This is a genomic window from Amycolatopsis pithecellobii, from assembly GCF_009707865.1.
In the GTDB taxonomy this organism is placed as follows: Bacteria; Actinomycetota; Actinomycetes; order Mycobacteriales; family Pseudonocardiaceae; genus Amycolatopsis_E; species Amycolatopsis_E pithecellobii.
On sequence record NZ_WMBA01000066.1, the window covers coordinates 1 to 20,780 of the forward strand.

Sequence of the window (20,780 nt, forward strand, 5' to 3'; positions counted from 1 at the left end):
ATAAGCAGGCAGAATCGTGCCACCCGGAATACCGAACACCACCTCGGCCCCGACCGCCTCCAACGACCGCACGAGCGACTGCGCGCCCGTCACCCGTACCGGAGTACCAACAGGCGGGGTGGGCTTGGGTCGGCCGAGCGACGCCGGAGTCGGCGTCGATCCTGCCTTCGATTCCGATCGCGAGGTGGCGCTTGTCATCAGTTCTGCCTCGGGGGTCTCGTGTTCACTGGATCGGGCTACGGATGGGGCTGGGCAACAAAAAACCCCCGCCGACCATGATTGGTCGCACGAGGGTCGCGCGTCGACGCAGCCGTATCCCTAAGCGTCGACGCGCTCGGGAAGTACGATGCTGGTCTGGGATTTCACGGCTCCGACGTTAACCGGTCGCCGTCAGGGGTGTCAACTCTCGGGATGGTGATCCCGGATACTGGGTTTTCCTATGGTCGGAGGCCCTGGTTTCGGTGAAGCGGCCGTCGGGGTGCACCATTTGTACGTGCCCGAAACCCCCGAGCCGCAGCGGCAGGTCAAGCGCAGGAAGGCGACGTTCCGCGTGCCCCTCATCGCCTTGCTCGCCATCTTCGGCCTGATGGTGTGCCTCGCGCCGACGGCGTTCGCCGACGTGCCCGGACTGTGGGCGCTGTACGTGGTTCCGTTGGGGCTCATCGTGTTCGTCGTGCGGACGAGGACGGTCGCGACCCCGCAGGGGCTGGCCGTCCGCACCGTGTTCGGGCACCGGGACCTGCCGTGGGAGGCACTGAAAGGGCTGTCGATCAGCAAGCGCGCCAAGGTACGTGCGGTGCTGACCGACGACAGCACGATCCCGCTGCCGTCGGTCCGCACGCGTCACCTGCCGGTGCTCGCCCTCGTATCGGGCGGCCGGCTCAAGGATCCGACCGGGCTGATCGACGATCTGGTCAGCGAGTCCCCGGAGACTCCGAAGCCCACGGAGTGATCCGGGCCCCGGCGCGGAATCGCAGCGCCGGGTCGACATACCGGGCAGCCGCGACGTCGTAAAGCGCCTCCACGGCCGCCCGCTGCGTCTCGAAACTCTTGAGATATGCCGCGATTTCCGCTTCGGAAGCCGGCAGTTGTGCCACGGCGAGCAGGGTCTTGAGCGTCTCGGTCATGCCACTCCTTCGACGGCGGGCTGGGGAATCCGCAGATGCCAGTCGGTGCTCTGCTGCAATGCGTCGCCGGCGCGCAGGATCGCGGCCTCGCCGAAGGCCGGTCCGGCCAGCTGCAACGACAGCGGCAGGCCGTCGCCGGTGAAGCCCATCGGCACGGCCAGCACCGGATTGCCGACGCTGTCCCAGTACGGCGTGTGCACCGTCGAGAACAACGTTCCGACGTCCGGTTGCCCGTCGGGGCCGGCGAGATCGTCGATCTTCGGCGCGCCGGTCGAGGCGGTGGGGCACGCGATCACGTTGACGGTCTCGAACAACGCGGCGAGCGCGTCCTGCGCGACCCTCCGGACTCGTTGCGCCTGCACGTAATCCGCGCCGGAGACCATCGCGCCGGTCGCCATCATCGCGCGGGTCGCGACGAAATAGTCCGGCCACCGGGACAGCAGGTCACCGCGGTGGTAGGCCAGCGCCTCGCAGCCCATGGTGACCATGTCCGCGGTGATCATCTCCTGCCAGTACGGCAGTTCGGCCTCCACGAGCGTCGCGCCCTGCTCGGCGAGCACGGCAAGCGCGGCGTCGAAACTCGGGGCCACCGCGGGATCACTGCCCTCCGGGAAATGGTGGCGGCGCACGACGCCGATGCGCATTCCGCTGAGGTCCCCGGTGAACTCCGGTGCGGTGAACGGCGCGTCCACGCAGTCGGGGTCGCTGTCGTGGAGGCCGGCGATGACCTCGAGCACCACGGCGCAGTCCCGCGCGGTACGGGCAAGCGGGCCGATGTGGTCGAGGCTGTAGCCCAGCGGCACGCAACCGGACTTCGGTACCCGGCCGAACGTCGGCATCAGACCGCTCACCCCGCAGAACGCCGCCGGGATGCGGATGCTGCCGCCGGTGTCGGTGCCGAGGCCGGCGAAGAACATGCCCGCCGCGACGCCACTGCCGGTGCCGGAACTCGAGCCACCGGGCCAGGTTTCGGGATTCCACGGGTTGCGCGGGACGGGGAACGGTTTCGTCGCGTCCGGCATCCCGCACGCGAACTCCATCGTCGTGGTCTTGCCGGTGATGACCGCGCCCGCCGCCTTGAGCCTGGCCACCACGGGTGCGTCCTTTCCGGCGCCCCACGTGCGGTCGAGGATCAGGCTCTGCGCCGTCGTCGGCCCCTCGGCCATCGCGAGAATGTCCTTGACACCAAAGGGAATTCCGTGCAGCAGACCACGGTCCTCGCCGCGCGCCAGCTCGGCGTCGGCCTGCGCCGCGCGATCGAGGGCGTACTCGTCGAACCGCGCGAGATAGGTGCCGATCGCCGGGTCCAGTGCGTCGGCGGCCGCGATCGCGGCTTCGGTCAGCGCGACCGAGGTGACGGTGCCCGCACGCAACGCTTTCGCCGCATCGGTCAGGGTTTCGGGTGTCATGACAGCTCCTCGTGGCCACGGGAAACGAACCGGAAGCGCTCGCCGCGGGTGTGGATGAAGGCGAGGTCGAACGGGCGCCCGGCAAGGTCATAGATGATCTGTTCCAGCAAGATCAGCGGTACGCCCTCGCGAATGCCGAGGACCGAGGCCAGCGGCGCGTCCGCCAGCTCGCAGTCGAAGATGAATTCGGAGTCCGACAGCCGGACGCCGGCGTCGTCGAGCAGCCGGTACCAGTCGTGCACGAACGGCGTGTCGCGCAGCTGCGCGGCTTCGGGAAACAGCACGTAGTTGGTGGCCACCGCGACGGGCTCTTCGTCGTGCAGTGCCACGTACTCCAGCCGCAGGCACGGCGTCCCGTCCGGCACCCCGAGTCGTCCGGCGACGGTCGGCGGCGCCGCCACCACGGAGCGGTCGAGCTCGCGGGGACGCATCCGCTGGTTGAGCATGCTGGTGCGGGACGGCTTGATCACGCCATGTGCCTCGGGCAGCGACGTCTGCACGGGCTTGATGACGACATGCGTGCCGACGCCCTGGGTGCGTTCGATGAGCCCTTCGGACCGCAGCAACGCCAGTGCCTCGCGCACGGTCGCCCGCGACGCGCGATGCGACGTCATCAGCTCGGCCTCGGCGGGCAGCTGCCCGCCGGGGAAGTGGCCGCCCTGGACGGCGCCGCGCAGCAGGTCACGCAGGCGCCGCACCGCGTGCGCCCGCTGTCTGCCGGAATCGACGCTCACCCGCCCGGACGCTAGGCAGGGGCCGTTTCCCACCGGTCTCCGGTCGATGACCTCGCTGTTACGCGTCAGCCCGATCATGCGGCCACCGTTGCCCCGGCGAACGCGGCGACCCTGGTGACGGTCGCGAACCCGCAGTCGCGCATCACCTCGACGCCGATCTCGTGCAGCCGCGGAGTCTGTGCGGCACAACAGTCTTCGAGCAGCGTCACCTCGAAATCGCGCATGATCGCCGAGCGCACGGTGGTCTCGACGCAGAAGTTCGTGACCACCCCGCACGCCACCAGTTCGGTCACGCCGAGGCCGCGCAGCAGCGGTTCGAGCGATGTCCACTGAAAGGCGTCGAGCCGGCACTTGTCGACGATCAGATCGTCCTTCGCGACGTTCAGCTCGTCGACGACGTCACCGTCCCAGCTTCCGGCGAGCAGGCCGCCGACCGCCGCGAGATCGGGGCTGCGGCCGGTGAGCCACGGGCCTTCGTCCGAGAACCCGGGCCGGTACACGTGCCGGGTGAAGATCACCGGCATGCCCTGTTCACGGGCACTCGAGACGGCGACCGCCGCGCCCGCTACCGCGGCGTCGGCACCCGCGAGCGCGTGGCCGAGTTTCGGGAGCGACCCCTCGGGGTGACAGAAACCGTTCTGCATGTCGATGACGATCAGGGCCTTCATCACGCGATCTCCAGTTCCTTCTCGCGGCGGATGCTCGGCATGCCGAGCGGGACGGCGCCCTTGGGCGGGCGCCAGGCGTTCGGTTTGCAGGCGTCGTGGCAGGCGCCTTCGGTCGAGCAGCACAGCGAGCAAATGGTGCCGCCGTGATGCGGGCAGGTCGCCATGTCGAGCACGTCGTAGCTGCCCTTGCACACCGAGCACGGGAGCTCGCCGTCGTTGTCCGGCAGTTCCGACAGACGCGCGATGTACCAGCGGCCACGGGTGGCGAGCGCGACGATCGGGGGCAGCACCACCGCCACGGCGAGCGCGATGAACGGGGACAGCGCGGCGGCGGTCGACCCGAACGCGCCGTAGTAGGCGATCATCGAGACCGCGCCGGCGACGATCATCGAGCCGAAGCCGACCGGGTTCACGTGGTAGAGATGCGCGCGGTGGAACACCAGCTCCGGCGGCGCCAGCTTGAGCCACCGCTTGTTGATCACGACGTCCGCGACCATCGCGCCGATCCAGGCGACGCCGACGTTCGAATACCAGGCGAGCACCTCGACGATGTGGTTGAAGATGTCGAGCTCCATCAGCACCAGGGACAGCCCGACCTGCAGGAACACCCACGCGGCGCGGCCGGGGTGGCGGTGCAGCAGCCGCGAGAAGAAGTTCGACCAGGACAGCGAACCCGAGTAGGTGTTCATGATGTTGATCTTGACCTGGGACAGCAGCACCAGTACCCCGGCGAGGATCAGCGCGACCGTGTGGTTGCCGGTCAGCCGCTCGTAGACCGTGGTGAACAGATCCACCGGCACGCCGACATGCGCGGCGTCGATCTTCGTCGAGGCGTAGCCCACGAGCAGGGTCGAGGCGAAGAAGATCCCCACCGCGAACAAGGCGAACCCCGGACCACCCATGATCACCGCGAGCCGCCACCGGCCGCGGTTCCTGCTCGTCGGGTCCGGCATCAGGCGCAGGTAGTCACCCTGCTCCCCCACCTGGGTCGCCAGCGACAGGTTCGCGGCGGCGATCGTGAACACCGCGATCACCGTCAGCCCGGCCAGCCCCGCGGGCGAAACCGTCGCCGGGTGGACCATGTTGTGCCCGGCGTCCGGCGCCGTCGCCGCGGTGACCAGTGCGATCCCGATGAGCGCGATCCAGATCGGCCACGTCCACGCCTGGAACTTCGAGGAGAACGACATCCCGTACAGCGTGAGCGGGATCATCACCGCGGAGACCACGACGTAGGAGATGTGGAGGTCGAGGTGGGTCAGCGCGGTGAGCGCCTGCGCCATGATCGCGCCCTCGTAGGCGAGGAAGATCAGCGTGTAAGTGGCGTAGACCAGCGACGTCAGGGTGGAACCCAGGTACCCGAAGCCGGAGCCGCGGGTGAGCAGGTCGATGTCGACGTGCTTGCGGGCGATCGCGAACGCGATCACCAGTGTGAGCGGCAGCGTCACCGCGGCCGCGACGAGAAAACCGGCCAGCGCGTTGGTGAACCCGAAGGCGTCCACGAACGCGGCGTCCAGCGCGTAGCCCGCCATCGCGGAAATGCCCACGAGACAGGACAGGAAGACCATCCACGGCGACCACTTGCGGAACGCCGCCGGCGTATAACGCAGTGAGTAGTCTTCCATCTGCGGATTGTCAGCGAGGCCCATTCTTGATCCCTTCGCTCGGGTTGAGCGAAAGCTGTCAGCGGCGTATTGCCGGTGCGTATCCGCTTTCGGTGCGCCCTGTTACGCCGATTCCACACCCCTTACCCATACGCGCTGACCTGCTGTTTCCCACATTCCGGTCGCAGTTCCGCCGATATTTCGGCGCACCCCGCCGCCCCGGCAGAGCGATGCCCGGCGCGGGCGTAACCTCGACACATGCCTGCTTTGCGCTCCCGAACCACCACCCACGGCCGCAACGCCGCGGGCGCCCGTTCCCTGTGGCGGGCCACCGGCATGACCGACAGCGACTTCGGCAAGCCGATCGTGGCGATCGCCAACTCCTACACCCAGTTCGTCCCGGGTCACGTACACCTCAAGGATCTCGGTGAGATCGTCGCCGAGGCCGTCGCCGAGGCCGGTGGTGTGGCTCGCGAGTTCCACACGATCGCCGTCGACGACGGGATCGCCATGGGGCACAGCGGCATGCTGTACTCGCTGCCCTCGCGCGAGATCATCGCCGACTCGGTCGAGTACATGGTCAACGCGCATCAGGCCGACGCGCTGGTGTGCATCTCGAACTGCGACAAGATCACCCCGGGCATGCTCAACGCCGCGATGCGGCTCAACATCCCGACGGTGTTCGTCTCCGGCGGCCCGATGGAGGCCGGCAAGGCGGTCGTCGTGGAGGGTGTCGCGCACGCGCCGACCGACCTGATCACCAGCATCTCCGCCTCGGCCAACCCCGCCGTCGACGAGGACGGTCTGTCCATTGTGGAGCGTTCCGCGTGCCCGACGTGTGGTTCGTGCTCGGGCATGTTCACCGCGAACTCGATGAACTGTCTCACCGAGGCGCTTGGGCTTTCCTTGCCGGGCAACGGTTCCACGCTCGCCACACATGAGGCCCGGCGCGCGCTGTTCGCCAACGCCGGCCGCACCGTGGTCGAGCTGGCGAAGCGGTGGTACGGCGAGGACGACGAGAGCGCGCTGCCGCGGAACATCGCGACGAAGGCCGCGTTCGAGAACGCGATGGCGCTCGACATGGCGATGGGCGGCTCGACGAACACCGTGCTGCACGTGCTCGCCGCCGCGCAGGAGGGCGAAGTCGACTTCACCATCTCCGACATCGACGCGATCGGGCGCCGGGTGCCGTGCCTGTCGAAGGTCGCGCCCAACTCCGACTACCACATGGAGGACGTGCACCGCGCCGGCGGCATTCCCGCGATCCTGGGCGAGCTGCGCCGAGGCGGGCTGCTCAACGAGGATGTCACAGCCGTGCACGCCGCTTCACTGGACGAATGGCTGTCCACTTGGGACATTCGCGCGGAATCGCCGTCGCCGGAAGCGGTCGAGCTGTTCCACGCCGCGCCCGGCGGAGTCCGCACCACCAAGGCGTTCTCGACGGCGAACCGATGGTCCTCTTTGGACACGGACGGTGCAGCTGGTTGTATTCGAGATCTCGAGCACGCCTACACCAAGGACGGCGGGCTGGCCATCCTGCGCGGCAACCTCGCCGAGAACGGCGCGGTGATCAAGGCCGCGGGTATCGACGAGTCCCTGTGGCATTTCGAGGGCCCGGCGCGGGTCGTGGAAAGCCAGGAGGAAGCGGTTTCGGTCATCCTGGGCAAGGAAATCCAGCCCGGCGAGGTGCTCGTGGTGCGCTACGAAGGTCCCGCGGGCGGGCCGGGCATGCAGGAGATGCTGCACCCGACGGCGTTCCTCAAGGGCGCGGGCCTCGGCAAGAAGTGCGCGCTGATCACCGACGGCCGGTTCTCGGGTGGTTCTTCGGGGATCTCGGTCGGGCACATCTCGCCGGAGGCCGCTTCGGGCGGTGTGATCGGGCTGGTCGAGAACGGCGATCGGATCGTCATCGACGTGCACGAGCGGAAGCTGGAACTGCTGGTGGACGACGAGGTGCTCGCCGAGCGCCGGGCGAAGATGGACGCCAGCGAACGCCCGTGGCAGCCGGTCGACCGCCAGCGCCCGGTGACGGCCGCGCTACGCGCCTACGCCCGAATGGCCACCTCCGCCGACCGAGGCGCAGTACGCGACGTCACCCGCTAACCCCCGCCCCCGCAGCTCGCAGCTCGCCCGCCGCGCGCGAGTTGCGCGTTGGGCGGGCGCGAGTTGCGCGTTGGGCGCGCGCGAGTTGCGCGTTCCGGTCGCACGGAACGCGCAACTCACCCCACGCGAACGTTCAACTCGCGCGGAAGAGGAGGGTGACCGCGACGACGGCACCGGCCGCCAGCACCAGGCCGGTGACGCCGAACCACACGGGGCGGTGGCGCCACGGGGTGTTGGTGTCGATGGAAATCCCGCCGGGACCGGTGAACAGCAGCGCCAGCGCGATGCCGCCGAGCGTGAGGTGGTACTCGAAACCGTTGCCGGCGCCCAAAAAGTACCCCGAGTCGTAACCGAGGTAGACGGCGTTCGCGGTGACCGCGAGCAGCGCCGCCGCCGCGGCCGGGGTGAACAGGCCGACGATCAGCAGGGCGCCCCCGGCGATCTCGGTGACCCCACCGACCCAGGACAACACGGTGAGCTGGCTGGTGTAGCCCTGGTCACCGAGGATTCGCGAGAACTCGGCGATCCCCGGGCCACCCCACAACCCGAACACCTTCTGCAGGCCGTGCACACCGAGGGTGCCGCCCAGCACCAGACGCAGGATGAGCAGTCCGAAGCTCAGCCCGCCGTGCCATTGCGGTGACCGGTCATCGTCGTACCCGAGCCGGTCTTCGGGTTCGGACAGCATCGTGTCCCCGCCCGCCTCGTCGAAATAACCGGAACTGGAGTATGCGCGCCGACCGTAGTCTTCACTTTCGGTTGTCACGCCGCGCAGAGTAGAACACTACCCCCGCCGAGTGAACAGTTTCGGCGCTCAATATTCGCCACGCACCAGATTGTGCGGTAGTTCGCCACTGGCGTACCGGGCGATTTCCGCCGCGGCAACCGCATACGCACGACGTTTGGAGTCACGGACCGAACCGGCGATATGCGGGGTGAGCACCAGGTTGGGGGCTGTCCACAATGGATGCCCGGGCGGCAGCGGCTCCGGGTCGGCAACGTCGAGCGCCGCACGGAGGCGGCCTGAGTTCAGTTCCGCCAGCAGCGCGTCGGTTCGCACGACGGGGCCGCGCGAGGCGTTGACGAGGATCGCCCCGTCCGCCATGTGGGCCAGGAAATCCGCGTCGACCATGCCGCGGGTGCGGGACGTCAACGGCACCACGAGCACGACGATGTCATGCTCGCCGAGCAGGCCGGGCAGCTCGTCGACGGCGTGGATGTCGTCACGGGCTTGCACGCCGACCATCGTCACCACCGTGTCGAACGGCTCGAGCCTGCGGCGCAACTGATTGCCGAGGTCACCCGCGCCGATGATCAGGACTCGCTTGTCCTGCACCGTGTCGGTGCCGCGGTGCGTCCACTGTCGGGCCGCCTGCGCCGCGGCGAACGAGAGCAGCTCACGATGCATCGAAAGCAGTACCGCGACCACCCATTCGGCCGTACTGCCGCCGTGGGCGCCGCGGCAGGTTGACAGCAGCACGCCGCCGGGCACAGAGCTGAGCCATTGCTCGGCGCCGGCCGTGAGCAACTGGACGAGCTTGAGGTTCGGTAGCCGTGCCAGCAGGTGCGCGCGGGTTTCGGGCGAAAGATTGCCGCAAATGACGACTTCGGCGCTGTCGGCTTCAGGTGGTAAGGGTTCACCGGGCGTGTAGCGCACTGGTTGGACGCCGGTGAGCTCGGTGAGCGCTCGCATTCCGTCGTCGCCAGGGACCAGCACCGTAAGGTTCATGATCACCAACGTAGTGGCAGGGACTCACGGGTGACTCACGGATCTGGGCCTAGTCTGGAGGTCTATGCGCATTCGGTGGGGACGGGCTCCTTGGCTGCTCGCGGCGTGCGGCGTCGTACTGGCGGGCTGCGCGAGCTTCGACGACCGGGCCGCGGGGCAGACGTTCGAACCCGCGCCCGAACTGAGCGCACCGGCGGGGCCGCAGCCGCAGTTGCCCGAGATCGACGGCAGTTCGGGTTCCGCGACGCCACGACCGCAGGCGTCGCCGACGCCGATCCCGCCGCCGCAGGGGTGCACGGATTTCGACAAGGCGGTTGTCGCCACGTGCCTGGACACGGTGTCGGCGGTGGCGGCGCTGCCCGGAACCGACTCGGGCCCGGCTGCGCTCGCGGCGGAGCGCACGAGCGGGCGGGTCCTGCAGGTCGCGAGCGGTGGCCCGGCGACGCAACTGACCAAACTGGATGTCAACGCAGCTGGTGACGGCGGTTTGACGGGATTGGCCTTGTCGCCGACCTTTGGTGAAGATCAGCTTGTTTTCGCCTACGTCACGACGGCCACCGACAATCGCGTGGTGCGTTTCACGAAGGGCCAGCAGGCGAAGCCGATCCTGACGGGGATTCCCAAGGGCGCCAGCGGTAATCGGGGTGCGCTGTTGACCGACGGGAAGGGTGCTTTACTGGTGGCCACCGGGGATGCGGGCAACCCTTCGGCGGGTGCCGATCCGAACTCGTTGGCAGGCAAGGTTTTGCGCATCGACACGGCAGGTAATGCGGCGGCCGGTAACCCGACGCCGGGCTCGCGGGTGCTGGCGACGGGCGTGCGCTCGCCAGGTGGCCTGTGCAAATCCGCGGACGGCAGTCGGGTGTGGGTGACCGACCACGGTGATACGGCGGACCTGGTGTACCGGGTGACGGCCGGTGCTTCACTGGTGGCGCCGGCGTGGACGTGGCCGGACAAACCGGGGCTGGCGGGCTGCGCGGACAGCGGCCAGTCGCTGATGATCGGCACCTCGGTGGCCGGCAACGTACAGCAGGTCCCGATCACTTTGGACGGTTCGGTGGGCGGTCAGCCAAAGGCGATCATGGATGGGAAAAACGGCATCGGGTACGGGCGCTACGGCGGGATGGACCCGGTCGACACCCGGTACGCGTTCGTAGGCACCGTCAACAAGGACGGCGGCAACCCCGTATCGAGCGATGACCGTGTGGTGCTGATCCAACTACAACCCCCCTCCGGCGGCGGCAGCGGTAAGGATTGACGGGGCGGCCCGGCAACGCGCGCAATGATCCGCCGCGCCCGCGTGTGCGCCAACTCGAAAAACCGCCAGCTGGCAACACAACACGCCAAGGGCCGGACTTCCTCGCCCAGGCGCATTCCGAAAACCGTCGCCGTGCAACGAAGCCGGGCGGGTGTGAAGCGGGCGCACCCATCATCGACGAAACCGCCACCTGGCAATGAAACCGGGCGAGCTTGAAGCGGGCCACTCACCACCGACAAGACGGCCACCCGGCGACAAAACCGGCGAGTGTGAAGCGGGGCGCGCGCCCACCGCCTACAAACCATCACCGTGCAACGAAAACCGGGCGAGTGCGAAATGAACTCACCCACTACCTACGAAACCGCCACCCGGCGACAAAAAACCCGGCGAGTGTGAAGCGGGCCCGCACACCACCGATAAAACCGCCACGCGGCAACAAGACCGGGCTAGTGTGAAGCGGCCCCCACGCAGAATCCGGCGCCGTGCAGCAAAAGCTGACCAAGGGACCCACCGCCCACTCCCACCCCGGACCAACACGAAGCCTTCTTAGCGGTCGGCACGCCGGGTCAAGGGTGGACGAAGTCCATCGCGCAGCGACGCCGAAGGCGCCCTTGACGCGGTGGGCCGACCGTTAAACGATCAGGCGAAGTGGGGCGGGGGTGGGTCCACTTTCGAGGGCGCCCCGCGCCCGGTCAAATCCGCACCCAAAAGGACCCAGGGCATCGCGCGGAACGCGACCCAAAAAGATTGCCTCGCCGGCGGGCTGGCTCCGGGATAACGGGGGGACGTTGTCGGCTCGCCTTGTCGAGGTGGTCGAGTTGGGTGCTTTTATCGCCTTCTTGTTGCTCTTACGTCTAGGGTTGCTGTTGCGAAAGAAACCAGCCCGCATGCCATTGCCAAGTAGCGACCTAAACCGCCGTAGAAGGATACGCCGCCTTCTTGGCTCAGGAAATCTCGCACGTCTGCGGAGAACTGCCAGCCTATTCCCAGCCAGGCCAGCAGCATCAACACCAACGATACAGCCGCCGTGATCAACCACAAGTGTGGCAAACCGTTGCGCCGCATCGCTGGGCGTTGTCCGAAAAGGACTACCGCCAGGCCTGCCAGCGCCAACAATACTGGTCCAGACCACGCCAGGAAACCCGTCGTGAAGGCGTCCCGGGCAATTTCGTCCGACGGCAGCGAGTTGAGTGCGTCCTCGACATCTTGCCGGGTCGCCGAAAGATTCGTCCACGGCAAGAATAGGGCGCCCACCGCAACGGTACCCGCCGCGAGGGCAACCCATTCCCGCCACGAGACACCGGTCAGCGAGTATCCCGGCGCCGGGGCCACACGACGCAATTCAGGCGCCCACCCGCTCGATGATCAACTCCCGCACCCGCTTGGCATCGGCTTGGCCCTTGGTCGCCTTCATGACCGCGCCGACGATCGCCCCAGCGGCCTGGACCTTCCCGCCCCGGATCTTGTCCGCGACGTCCGGCTGCGCGGCCAGTGCTTCGTCCACCGCGGCAAGCAAAGCCGAATCGTCCGAGACGACCTTCAGGCCGCGCTTCTCCACAACCTCGTCCGGCTCGCCTTCGCCGGCCAGCACGCCCTTCACGACCTCACGCGCGAGCTTGTTCGTCAACTCGCCGGACGCCACCAATTCTGTCACCCGCGCGACCTGCGCCGGGGTGATCGGCAGCGCGGTCAACTCGGTGTCGCGCGAATTCGCTTCCTGCGCGAGGAAGTTGACCCACCAGCCACGCGCCTCGCCGGGTTTCGCGCCCGCCGCGACCGTTGCCTCGACCAATTCCACCGCGCCCGAGTTGAACAGGTCCCGCAATTCCTCGGCGGTCAGATTCCACTCGGTCTGAATGCGCTTCCGACGGTCCGCGGGCTTCTCCGGCAACGTCTTCCGCAGCTCATCGACCCATTCACGTGAAGGCGCGATCGGCACCAGGTCGGGCTCCGGGAAATACCGGTAGTCTTCCGCGGTTTCCTTGGTACGACCCGAAGAAGTCGTACCATCGGCCTCCTGGAAGTGTCGCGTCTCCTGCGTGACGGTGCCACCGCCGGCAAGCACCGCGGCCTGCCGCGTCATTTCGTACCGGACGGCGCGCTCCACACTGCGCAGCGAGTTGACGTTCTTCGTCTCGGTACGCGTACCGAACTCTGTTGCATCCTTCGCCATCAGCGACACGTTCGCGTCACAACGCAACGAGCCCTGATCCATCCGGACGTCCGAAACATCCAGCGCCCGCAACAGATCCCGCAGCGTGCTCACGTACGCGCGCGCGACTTCCGGCGCTCGCTCCCCCGCACCGGTTACCGGCTTCGTGACGATCTCGATCAGCGGCACGCCCGCGCGGTTGTAGTCGAGCAGCGAGTAGTCGGCACCGTGAATCCGGCCGGTGGCGCCGCCCACGTGCAGCGACTTCCCGGTGTCCTCCTCCATGTGCGCGCGCTCGATCTCGACCCGCACGACCTCGCCGTCATCCAGCGTCACGTCAAGGTAACCGTTGAACGCGATCGGCTCATCGTATTGCGACGTCTGGAAGTTCTTCGGCATGTCGGGGTAGAAGTAGTTCTTCCGCGCGAACCGGCACCACTCGGCGATCTCACAGTTCAACGCGAGCCCGATCCGGATCGCGGACTCGACCGCCTTGCTGTTGAGCGCCGGCAAAGCGCCCGGCAGGCCGAGGCACGTCGGGCAGACGTGCGTGTTCGGCTCACCACCGAAAACGTTGGAGCAGCCGCAGAACATCTTCGTGTTCGTGTTGAGCTCGACGTGCACCTCAAGCCCCAGCACCGGGTCGAACCGCTCGATGACCTCGGCGTAGTCCATCAGGTCGGCAACCACCGTCATGCCGACACCCCCTTCAGCTCGGGAAGACGGTCCAAAATGGAGCCGCGCGCGGCCTCGTAAGCCGCGCCGACCCGGTACAGCCGGTCGTCGGCCAGTGCCGGGGCCATGATCTGCAGGCCCACCGGCAGACCGTCCTCATCGGACAGTCCACTAGGGACACTCATGGCGGCGTTGCCCGCGAGGTTCGCGGGGATCGAGCAGATGTCCGACAGGTACATGGCCAGCGGGTCGTCGACCCGCTCACCGAGCTTGAACGCCGTGGTCGGCGTCGTCGGCGAGACCAGCACGTCAACCTGCTCGAACGCGGCGTCGAAATCGCGGGCGATGAGCGTGCGCACCTTTTGCGCCGAGCCGTAGTACGCGTCGTAGTAGCCCGACGACAGCGCGTAAGTACCGAGCATGATGCGGCGCTTGACCTCCGGGCCGAAACCGGCCTCACGGGTCAGCGACATGACCTCCTCGGCGCTGTGCGCACCATCGTCGGCGACGCGCAGGCCGTATCGCATCGCATCGAACCGGGCGAGGTTCGACGAGCATTCACTCGGCGCTATCAGGTAGTAGGCCGGCAGCGCGTAGACGAAGTTCGGGCAGGACACCTCGACGACCTCGGCGCCCAGCTCACGCAGCTGCGCGACCGCGCCCTCGAAGGAGCGCAGCACCCCGCCCTGATAGCCCTCGCCCGAGAACTCGCTGACCACGCCGATCTTGACTCCGGTGAGGTCGCCGCGCAGACCTGCACGGGCGGCCGCGACCACCGGCGGCACCGGCGCGTCGATCGAGGTGGAGTCCATCGGGTCGTGCCCCGCGATCACCTCGTGCAGCAGTGCCGCGTCGAGCACCGTGCGCGCGCACGGGCCCGCCTGGTCGAGCGACGACGAGAACGCCACCAGCCCGTACCGGGAAACCCCGCCGTAGGTCGGTTTCACGCCGACCGTGCCGGTGACGGCGCCGGGCTGCCGGATCGAACCACCGGTGTCGGTGCCGATCGCCAGCGGTGCTTCGAAGGCCGCGACCGAAGCCGCCGAGCCGCCGCCCGAACCGCCAGGGATGCGGGAGTGATCCCACGGGTTGTGTGTCGGGCCGTACGCGGAGTTCTCCGTGGAGGAGCCCATGGCGAACTCGTCCATGTTCGTCTTGCCCAGAATCGGCACCCCGGCCTCGCGCAGCCGCCGCGTGACGGTCGCGTCATAGGGCGGGAGCCAGCCTTCGAGGGTCTTCGAACCGCAGGTGGTCGGGACGCCCCTGGTGGTCAGGACGTCTTTCAGCGCGAGCGGCACCCCGGCCAGCGGCGACACCGGTGACGCGCCGTCCCCGATGGACTCGTCGACCGCCTTCGCCGCGGCGAGCGCGCCCTCGGCGTCCACGTGCAGGAAGGCGTGCACGAAGTCGTCGACCTGCCCGATGCGGTCCAGGTGCGCCTGCGTGACCTCGACCGAGGACACCTCGCGGCGGTGGATCTTTTCGGCCAGCTCCGCGGCCGTGAGACGTGTTAGGTCAGTCACTGTTCCTCCCCCAGAATCCGCGGCACCCGGAACCGGCCCTCTTCGGCGGCCGGTGCGCCGGAGAGCGCCTGCTGCTGCGTCAACCCCGGGCGCACCACATCGTCACGGAAGACGTTGGTCAGTGGCACGGCGTGCGAGGTCGGCGGGATGTCCTCGCCCGCGACCTCGCCGACCTTGGCGACCGAGTCCAGGATCTGGTCCAGCTGACCAGCGAAGACGTCGAGTTCTTCGTCGGTCACCGCCAGGTGTGCGAGCTTGGCGAGATGCGCGACCTCGGCACGGGAAATGTTGGGCACGCGGGTTTCTCCCGGGTTGTGCTGGGCAATGGGTTCGGCACCCGCAAGTCTATGGCGGGCGTGCTGACCGGCTCGACTGGGTTATGGACGGTTGCCACCAGAACGGTCTCGGAACGCGGACAGTGGCTCCCGGTGGGACGCCGCGTCTGTCACAATCAGCGGCCGGCATGCGCTTCCCGGCAAGGCGGGAGCGCACAGTCCCGAGAGGGGATCGCGTTGTCCTTCCTGATCCGGGTTCAGCTCCCGGACTCGCCAGGAACCCTGGGGGCGGTCGCCACGGCACTGGGCACCGTCGGGGCGGACATCCTCAGCGTGGACGTCGTCGAGCGCACCGGTGGCGTCGCGATCGACGACCTGGTGATCGAACTGCCGTCAGGGCGGCTGCCGGACGCGTTGATCACCGCCGCGGAAAGCATCCCCGGTGTGGAGGTCGACGCGGTCCGCCCGTATGCGGGTGTGCTGGACACGCATCGCGAGCTCGAGCTGGTGGAGGAGATCGCGGGGCAGCCGGCGTCCGGGTTGGAGATCCTGGTGGAGGGCGTGCCGAGGATCATCCGGGCAGGCTGGTCGATCGTGGTGGCCGCCACGGAGGACGGCATCCAGCGGCTGGCGTCTTCGAGCGCCGCACCCGAGGTGCCGATCACGCACCTGCCGTGGCTGCCGCTGGAACGCGCCACCGTGCTCGACGGCGAGGACGACTGGGTGCCGGAGACGTGGCAGGAGCTGGGGACCGAGCTGGCCGCGACGCCGCTCGGGAAGCCGGGGAAGACGCTGCTGGTCGGCCGCCCCGGCGGACCGATGTTCCGCGCCGCGGAAGTCGCCAGGCTGGCCCACTTCGCCGGGATCGTGGCCGTCGTACTGGAGGGCTGAGGCTCCCGCTGCCACGACATGTCGTGGCAGTGCATCGCACACGACGTCCACTCGGGACGCCCGGCCCGCGCCTGCCCTGTGCCGCTCGCGAACGGCAGCGGCGGCGACGTCTTTCCCTCAGCGGTCGAACGCCGGGGAAAAACGGGTAAGCATTTTCGGAGAGCGGCACATCCGCCCTTAACGTTCACAGCATCGCACTCGTGTTGGCGCGACCGCATGTATTTGTCGTTAGCTGAACTGGAGAACCATGCTGAATGGAAATCGTGAGCATGGTGGTGAGTCCCCAGCCGCTCCTGGACCGACCTTGTGCCGGCCCGCGCTGTGGGTACCCGACCACGTAATCACTTTGGACGAGACGCTGGCGCTGTGCCGCCGTTTACATGGCGGCCACGAAAAGCTTCGTACGGTCCTGCGGATGATCGAGAACACCGGAGTGTCCAAACGCCACATCATCCAGCCGATCGAGGACACCCTGCGCCATCCCGGCGTGGCGGTCCGGACCAATATCTACGAGCGCGAGATCCACCGGAATCTGCCCGGAGTGGTCCACGATGCGCTCCGCTTGGCGGACCTCTCGGCCCAGGACATCGACGCCATCGTTTTCGTGTCCTGCACCGGGTTCACGATGCCACCGATCACCACCTGGATGATCAACGATCTTGGCTTCCGCAACGATGTGCGTCAGATTCCGATCGCGCAGCTGGGCTGCGCGGCAGGCGGCGCCGCGATCAACCGGGCGCATGACTTCTGCCTGGCTTACCCCGATGCCAACGTGCTGGTCGTGGCCTGCGAGTTCTGCTCCTTGTGTTACCAGCCCTCGGAGTCCGATGTCGGAACCCTGTTGTCGAATGGACTGTTCGGTGACGCGATCGCGGCCGCCGTGGTCCGGGGCAGCGGCGGGGAGGGCATGATGCTGCGTGGCAACGCCTCGCACGTGGTGCCCGACACCAAGGACTGGATTTCCTACGAAATCAAGGAAACCGGATATCACTTCCGCCTTGACCGGCGCGTGCCCGGCACCATGTCCATGATCGCGCCCGCCCTGCGCCGGCTGGCCGATGGGCAGGGCTGGCGCGCTTCGGCACTCGACTTCTACGTCATCCACGCCGGCGGTCCGCGTATCCTCGATGACCTGTCCCGTTTTCTGGACGTACCGGCCGACGCGTTCCGGCACAGCCGGGGGGTGCTGGCGGACTACGGCAACATCGCCTCCGCGGTCGTCCTCGCCGCGCTCGAGCGTTTCTTCGACGACGGGGATCTCGTGACGGGTGCTCGCGGGATGCTTGCCGGCTTCGGGCCCGGCATCACCGCCGAAGTATCGCTGGGCACCTGGGCCGCAACGGAAACAGTGAGCGCCGACGCCCACCAGGACGCCCAGCCGAGCCTGGTCTGAACCAGCTACCGACTCCCACTCCCCACTCTCCTAAGGACATAAGGACAATGACGAGTTCCGCCACGGCGAACACCGGGACCTGGACGCTCGGTGACCGGGTGATCAACCGCATGGGCTACGGCGCGATGCATCTGACCGGCCATGGCGTCTGGGGGCCGCCGGAGGACCCGGAGGCCGCAAAGGCTCTGCTGCGGAGGGCAGTGCACGAGCTTGGCATCAACTTCTTGGACACCGCGGACTCCTACGGCCCTGGCTACAACGAACAGATCATCCGTGAGGCGCTGCATCCGTACCCCGAAGACCTGGTGATCTGCACCAAGGGCGGGATGCTGCGGACCGGTCCGAGCGACTGGTTGCACGGCGAGGGCACGCAGCCCTACATCGTCGCTCTCGGCCGGCCCGCGTACCTGCGGCAGCAGGTCGAGCTGAGCCTGCGGAACCTGGGCGTCGACTGCATCGACTTCTACCAGCTGCACCGGATCGACCCGCTCGTGCCGCTGGCCGACCAGCTCGGCGAGCTCGTGTCGTTGCAGCAACAGGGAAAGATCCGGCACCTCGGACTCTCGGGCCAGCCGGGCGTGACGCGGGAACAGTTGGACGCCGCTAGTGAGTTCGCCGAGATCGTCGCGATCGAGAGCCTCTACAACATCGCGGACCGCGACAGTGATCCGATGGTGGACCTCGCCCAGGAGCGCGGTATCGCGTTCATCCCGTGGTTCCCGCTCGGCCACGGTGATCTGGTCGGGCCGACTGGGGCACTTCAGGAGGCGGCGGCCGGCCTCGGGGTGACCAGTGCACAGCTGTGCCTGGCCTGGCTGCTGCGACGGTCGCCGAACATCCTGCTCATCCCGGGCACCACATCGATCCACCACTTGGAACAGAACATAGCCGCCACCGAGATCACCCTTTCCGACACGGAATGGGTGGACATCGAAGCGATTTGCGCCGAAATCACCCCTTGGCGACCGACTCCTGCTGCAGAATGAGATGACGGACATGACCGAAAAATTCCCGCCGCACATCGGCAACGAAAAGCACTGCGAAATTCTCCGTTATGTCTACGCGGATCTCGAACGGATCGCCGAAGCCGCGTCCGACGACATCGTCCTGCACCCGGCGGACCACAGCGATCCCCGCGTCGGGGTGAAGGAAGTACTGGCCCATGAACAGGGTCTGATCGCCGCGACCGGGGGGACGCTGGTGATGGACGTGACGCAGATCGCCACCAGTGACCATTTCGGCGCGGTACTGGGCATTCTCCGCGCGACGTCCCCGGAGACCGTGGCCATGCCATTCTGCGGACTGTGGCGGTTCGAAAACGGGAAGCTCGTGGAACATTGGGAAAACGCGTTCGATGCCGCCGAACTCGGCCGGGCGCTGGGGGCAGCCGCTCCCGCTGGGCAGCAATAGGTTGCGCCTGCCATTCGACGAGTAAGCAGGAAGGCATTCCATGCAACCAGCCGAAGACCTCAGAACCCGGCCGGAAATAAGACCGAACACCAATGCACTCGAATTCGATCCGACCCTGGCGACGCTGCTCGAAAGCGCCCCTGTCACGCGCGTGACGCTCCCCTATGGTCACGACGGGCCGTGGCTGGTGTCGCGCTATGCCGACATTCAAGCCGTCACCAACGACAAGCGGCTGAGCCGGGCCCCGCTGGGGAAGGAGGTTGAGATCCCGCGGTTGATGCCCGCTTTCGTGCCACCGCCCGATGCCGTTCAACTGCAGGACGCCCCCAAGGCATCGCATCTCCAGGAAGCGATGGGCATGGGCATCACCAGCAGGCGTATGGCGAAGTTCCGGCCGGTCGCCGAAGCGATTGTCGGCGAACTCCTCGACCGGATCGCCGGCGAGCCTGGACCGGTCGACCTGCTGGAAGCACTGACCGGCCGGTATCCGCTCGACGTCATGGCGCGGCTCATCGGCATTCCCGAATCGGACCTCGCCGACATTCGCGCGTGGACCCGGCTGATGTTCTCCATCCGTCCCGAGGAGACTGAACAGACTCTCGCGGCGAAGAAGGCACTCGGTGAATACAGCGCCGGTCTGGTGCATGCACGCAAGGACCAGCCCGGAAACGATCTGCTGAGCCGGATCGTCGCGGACCCGGATGGAAAGTTCAGCGTCGGCGCGATGGTCGGGATGACCGTGCAGCTCATCGCGGTGGGCATCGCGCCGTCCAACTCGTTGCTGAGCAACATCTGCTACCAGCTCTTGACCGATGACCGGCTTGCCGGGATCCGCGCCGATCCGGGCACCATTGTCGAGGGCTTCGACGAACTGGCACGGTTCACGCCCGTCATCCACGGATTCGGTCCGCCGGTGGTGGCGACGACCGACCTGGAACTGGGTGGCGTGACGATCAAGCGTGGAGAAGTGCTGGTGTATTCCTACACCAGCGGAAACCGGGACGAAAACGCGTTTCCGAACCCGGAGGAAATCGATCTGCACCGCAAGGATGCCAAGCATCTGACCTTTGGTGCCGGGGTCCACGCGTGCGTCGCGCAGCATTTCACCAAGCTCGTCGTCACGACCGCTGTCCAGGCCCTGTTGACCAGGTTCCCGGATGTGCGGCTGGCCGTGAGCCCGGACGAAGTGGACTGGGACAACGGCACCATCTGGCGCGGGCCGGCAGGGCTCCCGGTCCTGCTACACGGCTGAGCCGCATTCGGCCAACGTCCACATGGGATCGACAGTTCCCGGGAAACATCGGGCAAGCAACGGGGAGGCAAGCATGGCCACCGAAACTGTGTACATCCCTTGGCACCGGGTGCGAGAACACACCGCCCGGATGCGGGAGACGGGCAGCACCGAAGGCGTGGAAGTCCTCGGCTCGCCGGTCGTGTTGCTGACGTTACGCGGCGCGAAAACCGGCCGACTCTATTACAAGCCGGTGATGCGGGTGGAGGACAACGGCAGTTACGCGGTCGTCGCGTCCAAGAGGGGTGCCTCCGAGCATCCGACTTGGTACTTCAGTATCAAGGCTGATCCGGAGGTTTCGCTTTTGGACGGAACCGAGACCAAGCTCTGCGTCGCACGGGAGGTCGGCGGTGCCGAGCGGGCCGCGTGGTGGGAGCGCGCCGTCAAGGCTTTCCCGTCGTACGCCGAATATCAGGCGAAGACCGACCGGCGGTTCCCGATCCTCGTACTCGAATCGAAATGACGAGTCGGCTTCCCCGGTGAGCCCTGAAATGGCCGGGGGCCTACCGGCCCCCGGCCACAGTGACGCCTGGACAGCCGG

General features: G+C 67.4%; 20 protein-coding genes and 1 pseudogene. 9 read left to right on the forward strand and 12 right to left on the reverse strand.

What is annotated here, in order from left to right; translation table 11 throughout:
* Positions 1-198, reverse strand: a pseudogene (locus GKO32_RS39445) (acetolactate synthase large subunit); the annotation flags it as partial.
* 295 nt (positions 199-493) lie between these two features.
* Here GKO32_RS39445 and GKO32_RS30825 point away from each other — a divergent pair.
* Entirely contained in the window at positions 494-952 is a 459-nt protein-coding gene (locus tag GKO32_RS30825) for a PH domain-containing protein (RefSeq protein WP_312868848.1), read from the forward strand.
* On the opposite strand, the gene GKO32_RS30830 is transcribed toward GKO32_RS30825, so the two are convergent.
* The 5 genes from GKO32_RS30830 to GKO32_RS30850 form a co-directional block, all read right to left on the reverse strand.
* Complete coding sequence (locus tag GKO32_RS30830) at positions 915-1,127, reverse strand: hypothetical protein (RefSeq protein WP_154760433.1); 213 nt, start codon at positions 1,125-1,127, stop codon at positions 915-917. The genes GKO32_RS30825 and GKO32_RS30830 overlap by 38 nt on opposite strands.
* Positions 1,124-2,536, reverse strand: a complete 1,413-nt coding sequence (locus GKO32_RS30835; protein ID WP_154760434.1) for an amidase — start codon at positions 2,534-2,536, stop codon at positions 1,124-1,126. Before GKO32_RS30835 ends, GKO32_RS30830 begins: the two co-directional genes overlap by 4 nt.
* The gene (locus tag GKO32_RS30840) at positions 2,533-3,270 is read right to left on the reverse strand and encodes a GntR family transcriptional regulator (protein ID WP_312868849.1); all 738 of its coding nucleotides are present in this window, start codon (positions 3,268-3,270) and stop codon (positions 2,533-2,535) included. The genes GKO32_RS30835 and GKO32_RS30840 overlap by 4 nt, the downstream gene beginning before the upstream one ends.
* 74 nt (positions 3,271-3,344) lie before the next feature.
* Entirely contained in the window at positions 3,345-3,938 is a 594-nt protein-coding gene (locus GKO32_RS30845; protein WP_154760467.1) for a cysteine hydrolase family protein, read from the reverse strand.
* A complete protein-coding gene (locus GKO32_RS30850; protein ID WP_246244978.1) occupies positions 3,938-5,560 on the reverse strand; it encodes a purine-cytosine permease family protein in 1,623 nt (540 codons plus the stop codon). Before GKO32_RS30850 ends, GKO32_RS30845 begins: the two co-directional genes overlap by 1 nt.
* Positions 5,561-5,797: 237 nt before the next feature.
* Here GKO32_RS30850 and ilvD point away from each other — a divergent pair, with 237 nt between their 5' ends.
* On the forward strand, positions 5,798-7,642 hold the full coding sequence (gene ilvD, locus GKO32_RS30855) for a dihydroxy-acid dehydratase (RefSeq protein ID WP_154760437.1): 1,845 nt from the start codon (positions 5,798-5,800) through the stop codon (positions 7,640-7,642).
* Positions 7,643-7,775: 133 nt separating this feature from the next.
* Here ilvD and GKO32_RS30860 read toward each other — a convergent pair whose 3' ends face one another.
* Together GKO32_RS30860 and GKO32_RS30865 are read right to left on the reverse strand one after the other, a co-directional pair.
* Positions 7,776-8,330: a DoxX family protein gene (locus tag GKO32_RS30860; RefSeq protein WP_154760468.1), complete on the reverse strand. Its 555-nt coding sequence runs from the start codon at positions 8,328-8,330 to the stop codon at positions 7,776-7,778.
* Between the two features lie 126 nt (positions 8,331-8,456).
* Entirely contained in the window at positions 8,457-9,371 is a 915-nt protein-coding gene (locus GKO32_RS30865; protein WP_154760438.1) for a 2-hydroxyacid dehydrogenase, read from the reverse strand.
* 64 nt (positions 9,372-9,435) lie between these two features.
* Here GKO32_RS30865 and GKO32_RS30870 point away from each other — a divergent pair, with 64 nt between their 5' ends.
* Positions 9,436-10,629 (forward strand): PQQ-dependent sugar dehydrogenase, encoded by a 1,194-nt coding sequence (locus tag GKO32_RS30870; protein WP_154760439.1) that lies wholly within the window; start codon positions 9,436-9,438, stop codon positions 10,627-10,629.
* Positions 10,630-11,457: 828 nt separating this feature from the next.
* On the opposite strand, the gene GKO32_RS30875 is transcribed toward GKO32_RS30870, so the two are convergent.
* The 4 genes from GKO32_RS30875 to gatC form a co-directional block, all read right to left on the reverse strand.
* A complete protein-coding gene (locus GKO32_RS30875) occupies positions 11,458-11,883 on the reverse strand; it encodes a hypothetical protein (RefSeq protein ID WP_312868851.1) in 426 nt (141 codons plus the stop codon).
* Positions 11,884-11,971: 88 nt separating this feature from the next.
* Entirely contained in the window at positions 11,972-13,477 is a 1,506-nt protein-coding gene (gene gatB, locus GKO32_RS30880) for an Asp-tRNA(Asn)/Glu-tRNA(Gln) amidotransferase subunit GatB (protein ID WP_154760441.1), read from the reverse strand.
* On the reverse strand, positions 13,474-14,979 hold the full coding sequence (gene gatA / locus GKO32_RS30885; RefSeq protein WP_312868852.1) for an Asp-tRNA(Asn)/Glu-tRNA(Gln) amidotransferase subunit GatA: 1,506 nt from the start codon (positions 14,977-14,979) through the stop codon (positions 13,474-13,476). The genes gatB and gatA overlap by 4 nt, the downstream gene beginning before the upstream one ends.
* The gene (gene gatC, locus GKO32_RS30890) at positions 14,976-15,275 is read right to left on the reverse strand and encodes an Asp-tRNA(Asn)/Glu-tRNA(Gln) amidotransferase subunit GatC (protein WP_312868853.1); all 300 of its coding nucleotides are present in this window, start codon (positions 15,273-15,275) and stop codon (positions 14,976-14,978) included. The genes gatA and gatC overlap by 4 nt, the downstream gene beginning before the upstream one ends.
* Before the next feature lie 216 nt (positions 15,276-15,491).
* Here gatC and GKO32_RS30895 point away from each other — a divergent pair, with 216 nt between their 5' ends.
* The 6 genes from GKO32_RS30895 to GKO32_RS30920 all read left to right on the forward strand — a co-directional run bounded on the left by GKO32_RS30895 (position 15,492) and on the right by GKO32_RS30920 (position 20,702).
* Positions 15,492-16,145: an ACT domain-containing protein gene (locus GKO32_RS30895; protein WP_154760442.1), complete on the forward strand. Its 654-nt coding sequence runs from the start codon at positions 15,492-15,494 to the stop codon at positions 16,143-16,145.
* Positions 16,146-16,392: 247 nt separating this feature from the next.
* Positions 16,393-17,538, forward strand: coding sequence for a type III polyketide synthase (locus GKO32_RS30900; protein ID WP_154760443.1), 1,146 nt, complete (start codon positions 16,393-16,395; stop codon positions 17,536-17,538).
* Positions 17,539-17,585: 47 nt separating this feature from the next.
* On the forward strand, positions 17,586-18,524 hold the full coding sequence (locus GKO32_RS30905; protein ID WP_154760444.1) for an aldo/keto reductase: 939 nt from the start codon (positions 17,586-17,588) through the stop codon (positions 18,522-18,524).
* A 10-nt stretch (positions 18,525-18,534) separates the two neighbouring features.
* Positions 18,535-18,948: a nuclear transport factor 2 family protein gene (locus GKO32_RS30910; RefSeq protein ID WP_154760445.1), complete on the forward strand. Its 414-nt coding sequence runs from the start codon at positions 18,535-18,537 to the stop codon at positions 18,946-18,948.
* 40 nt (positions 18,949-18,988) lie between these two features.
* A complete protein-coding gene (locus tag GKO32_RS30915; protein ID WP_154760446.1) occupies positions 18,989-20,200 on the forward strand; it encodes a cytochrome P450 in 1,212 nt (403 codons plus the stop codon).
* Between the two features lie 73 nt (positions 20,201-20,273).
* Positions 20,274-20,702 carry a nitroreductase family deazaflavin-dependent oxidoreductase gene (locus tag GKO32_RS30920; protein WP_154760447.1) on the forward strand — a complete coding sequence of 143 codons (429 nt, stop codon included), beginning with the start codon at positions 20,274-20,276 and terminating at the stop codon, positions 20,700-20,702.
* Positions 20,703-20,780 lie beyond the last annotated feature (78 nt).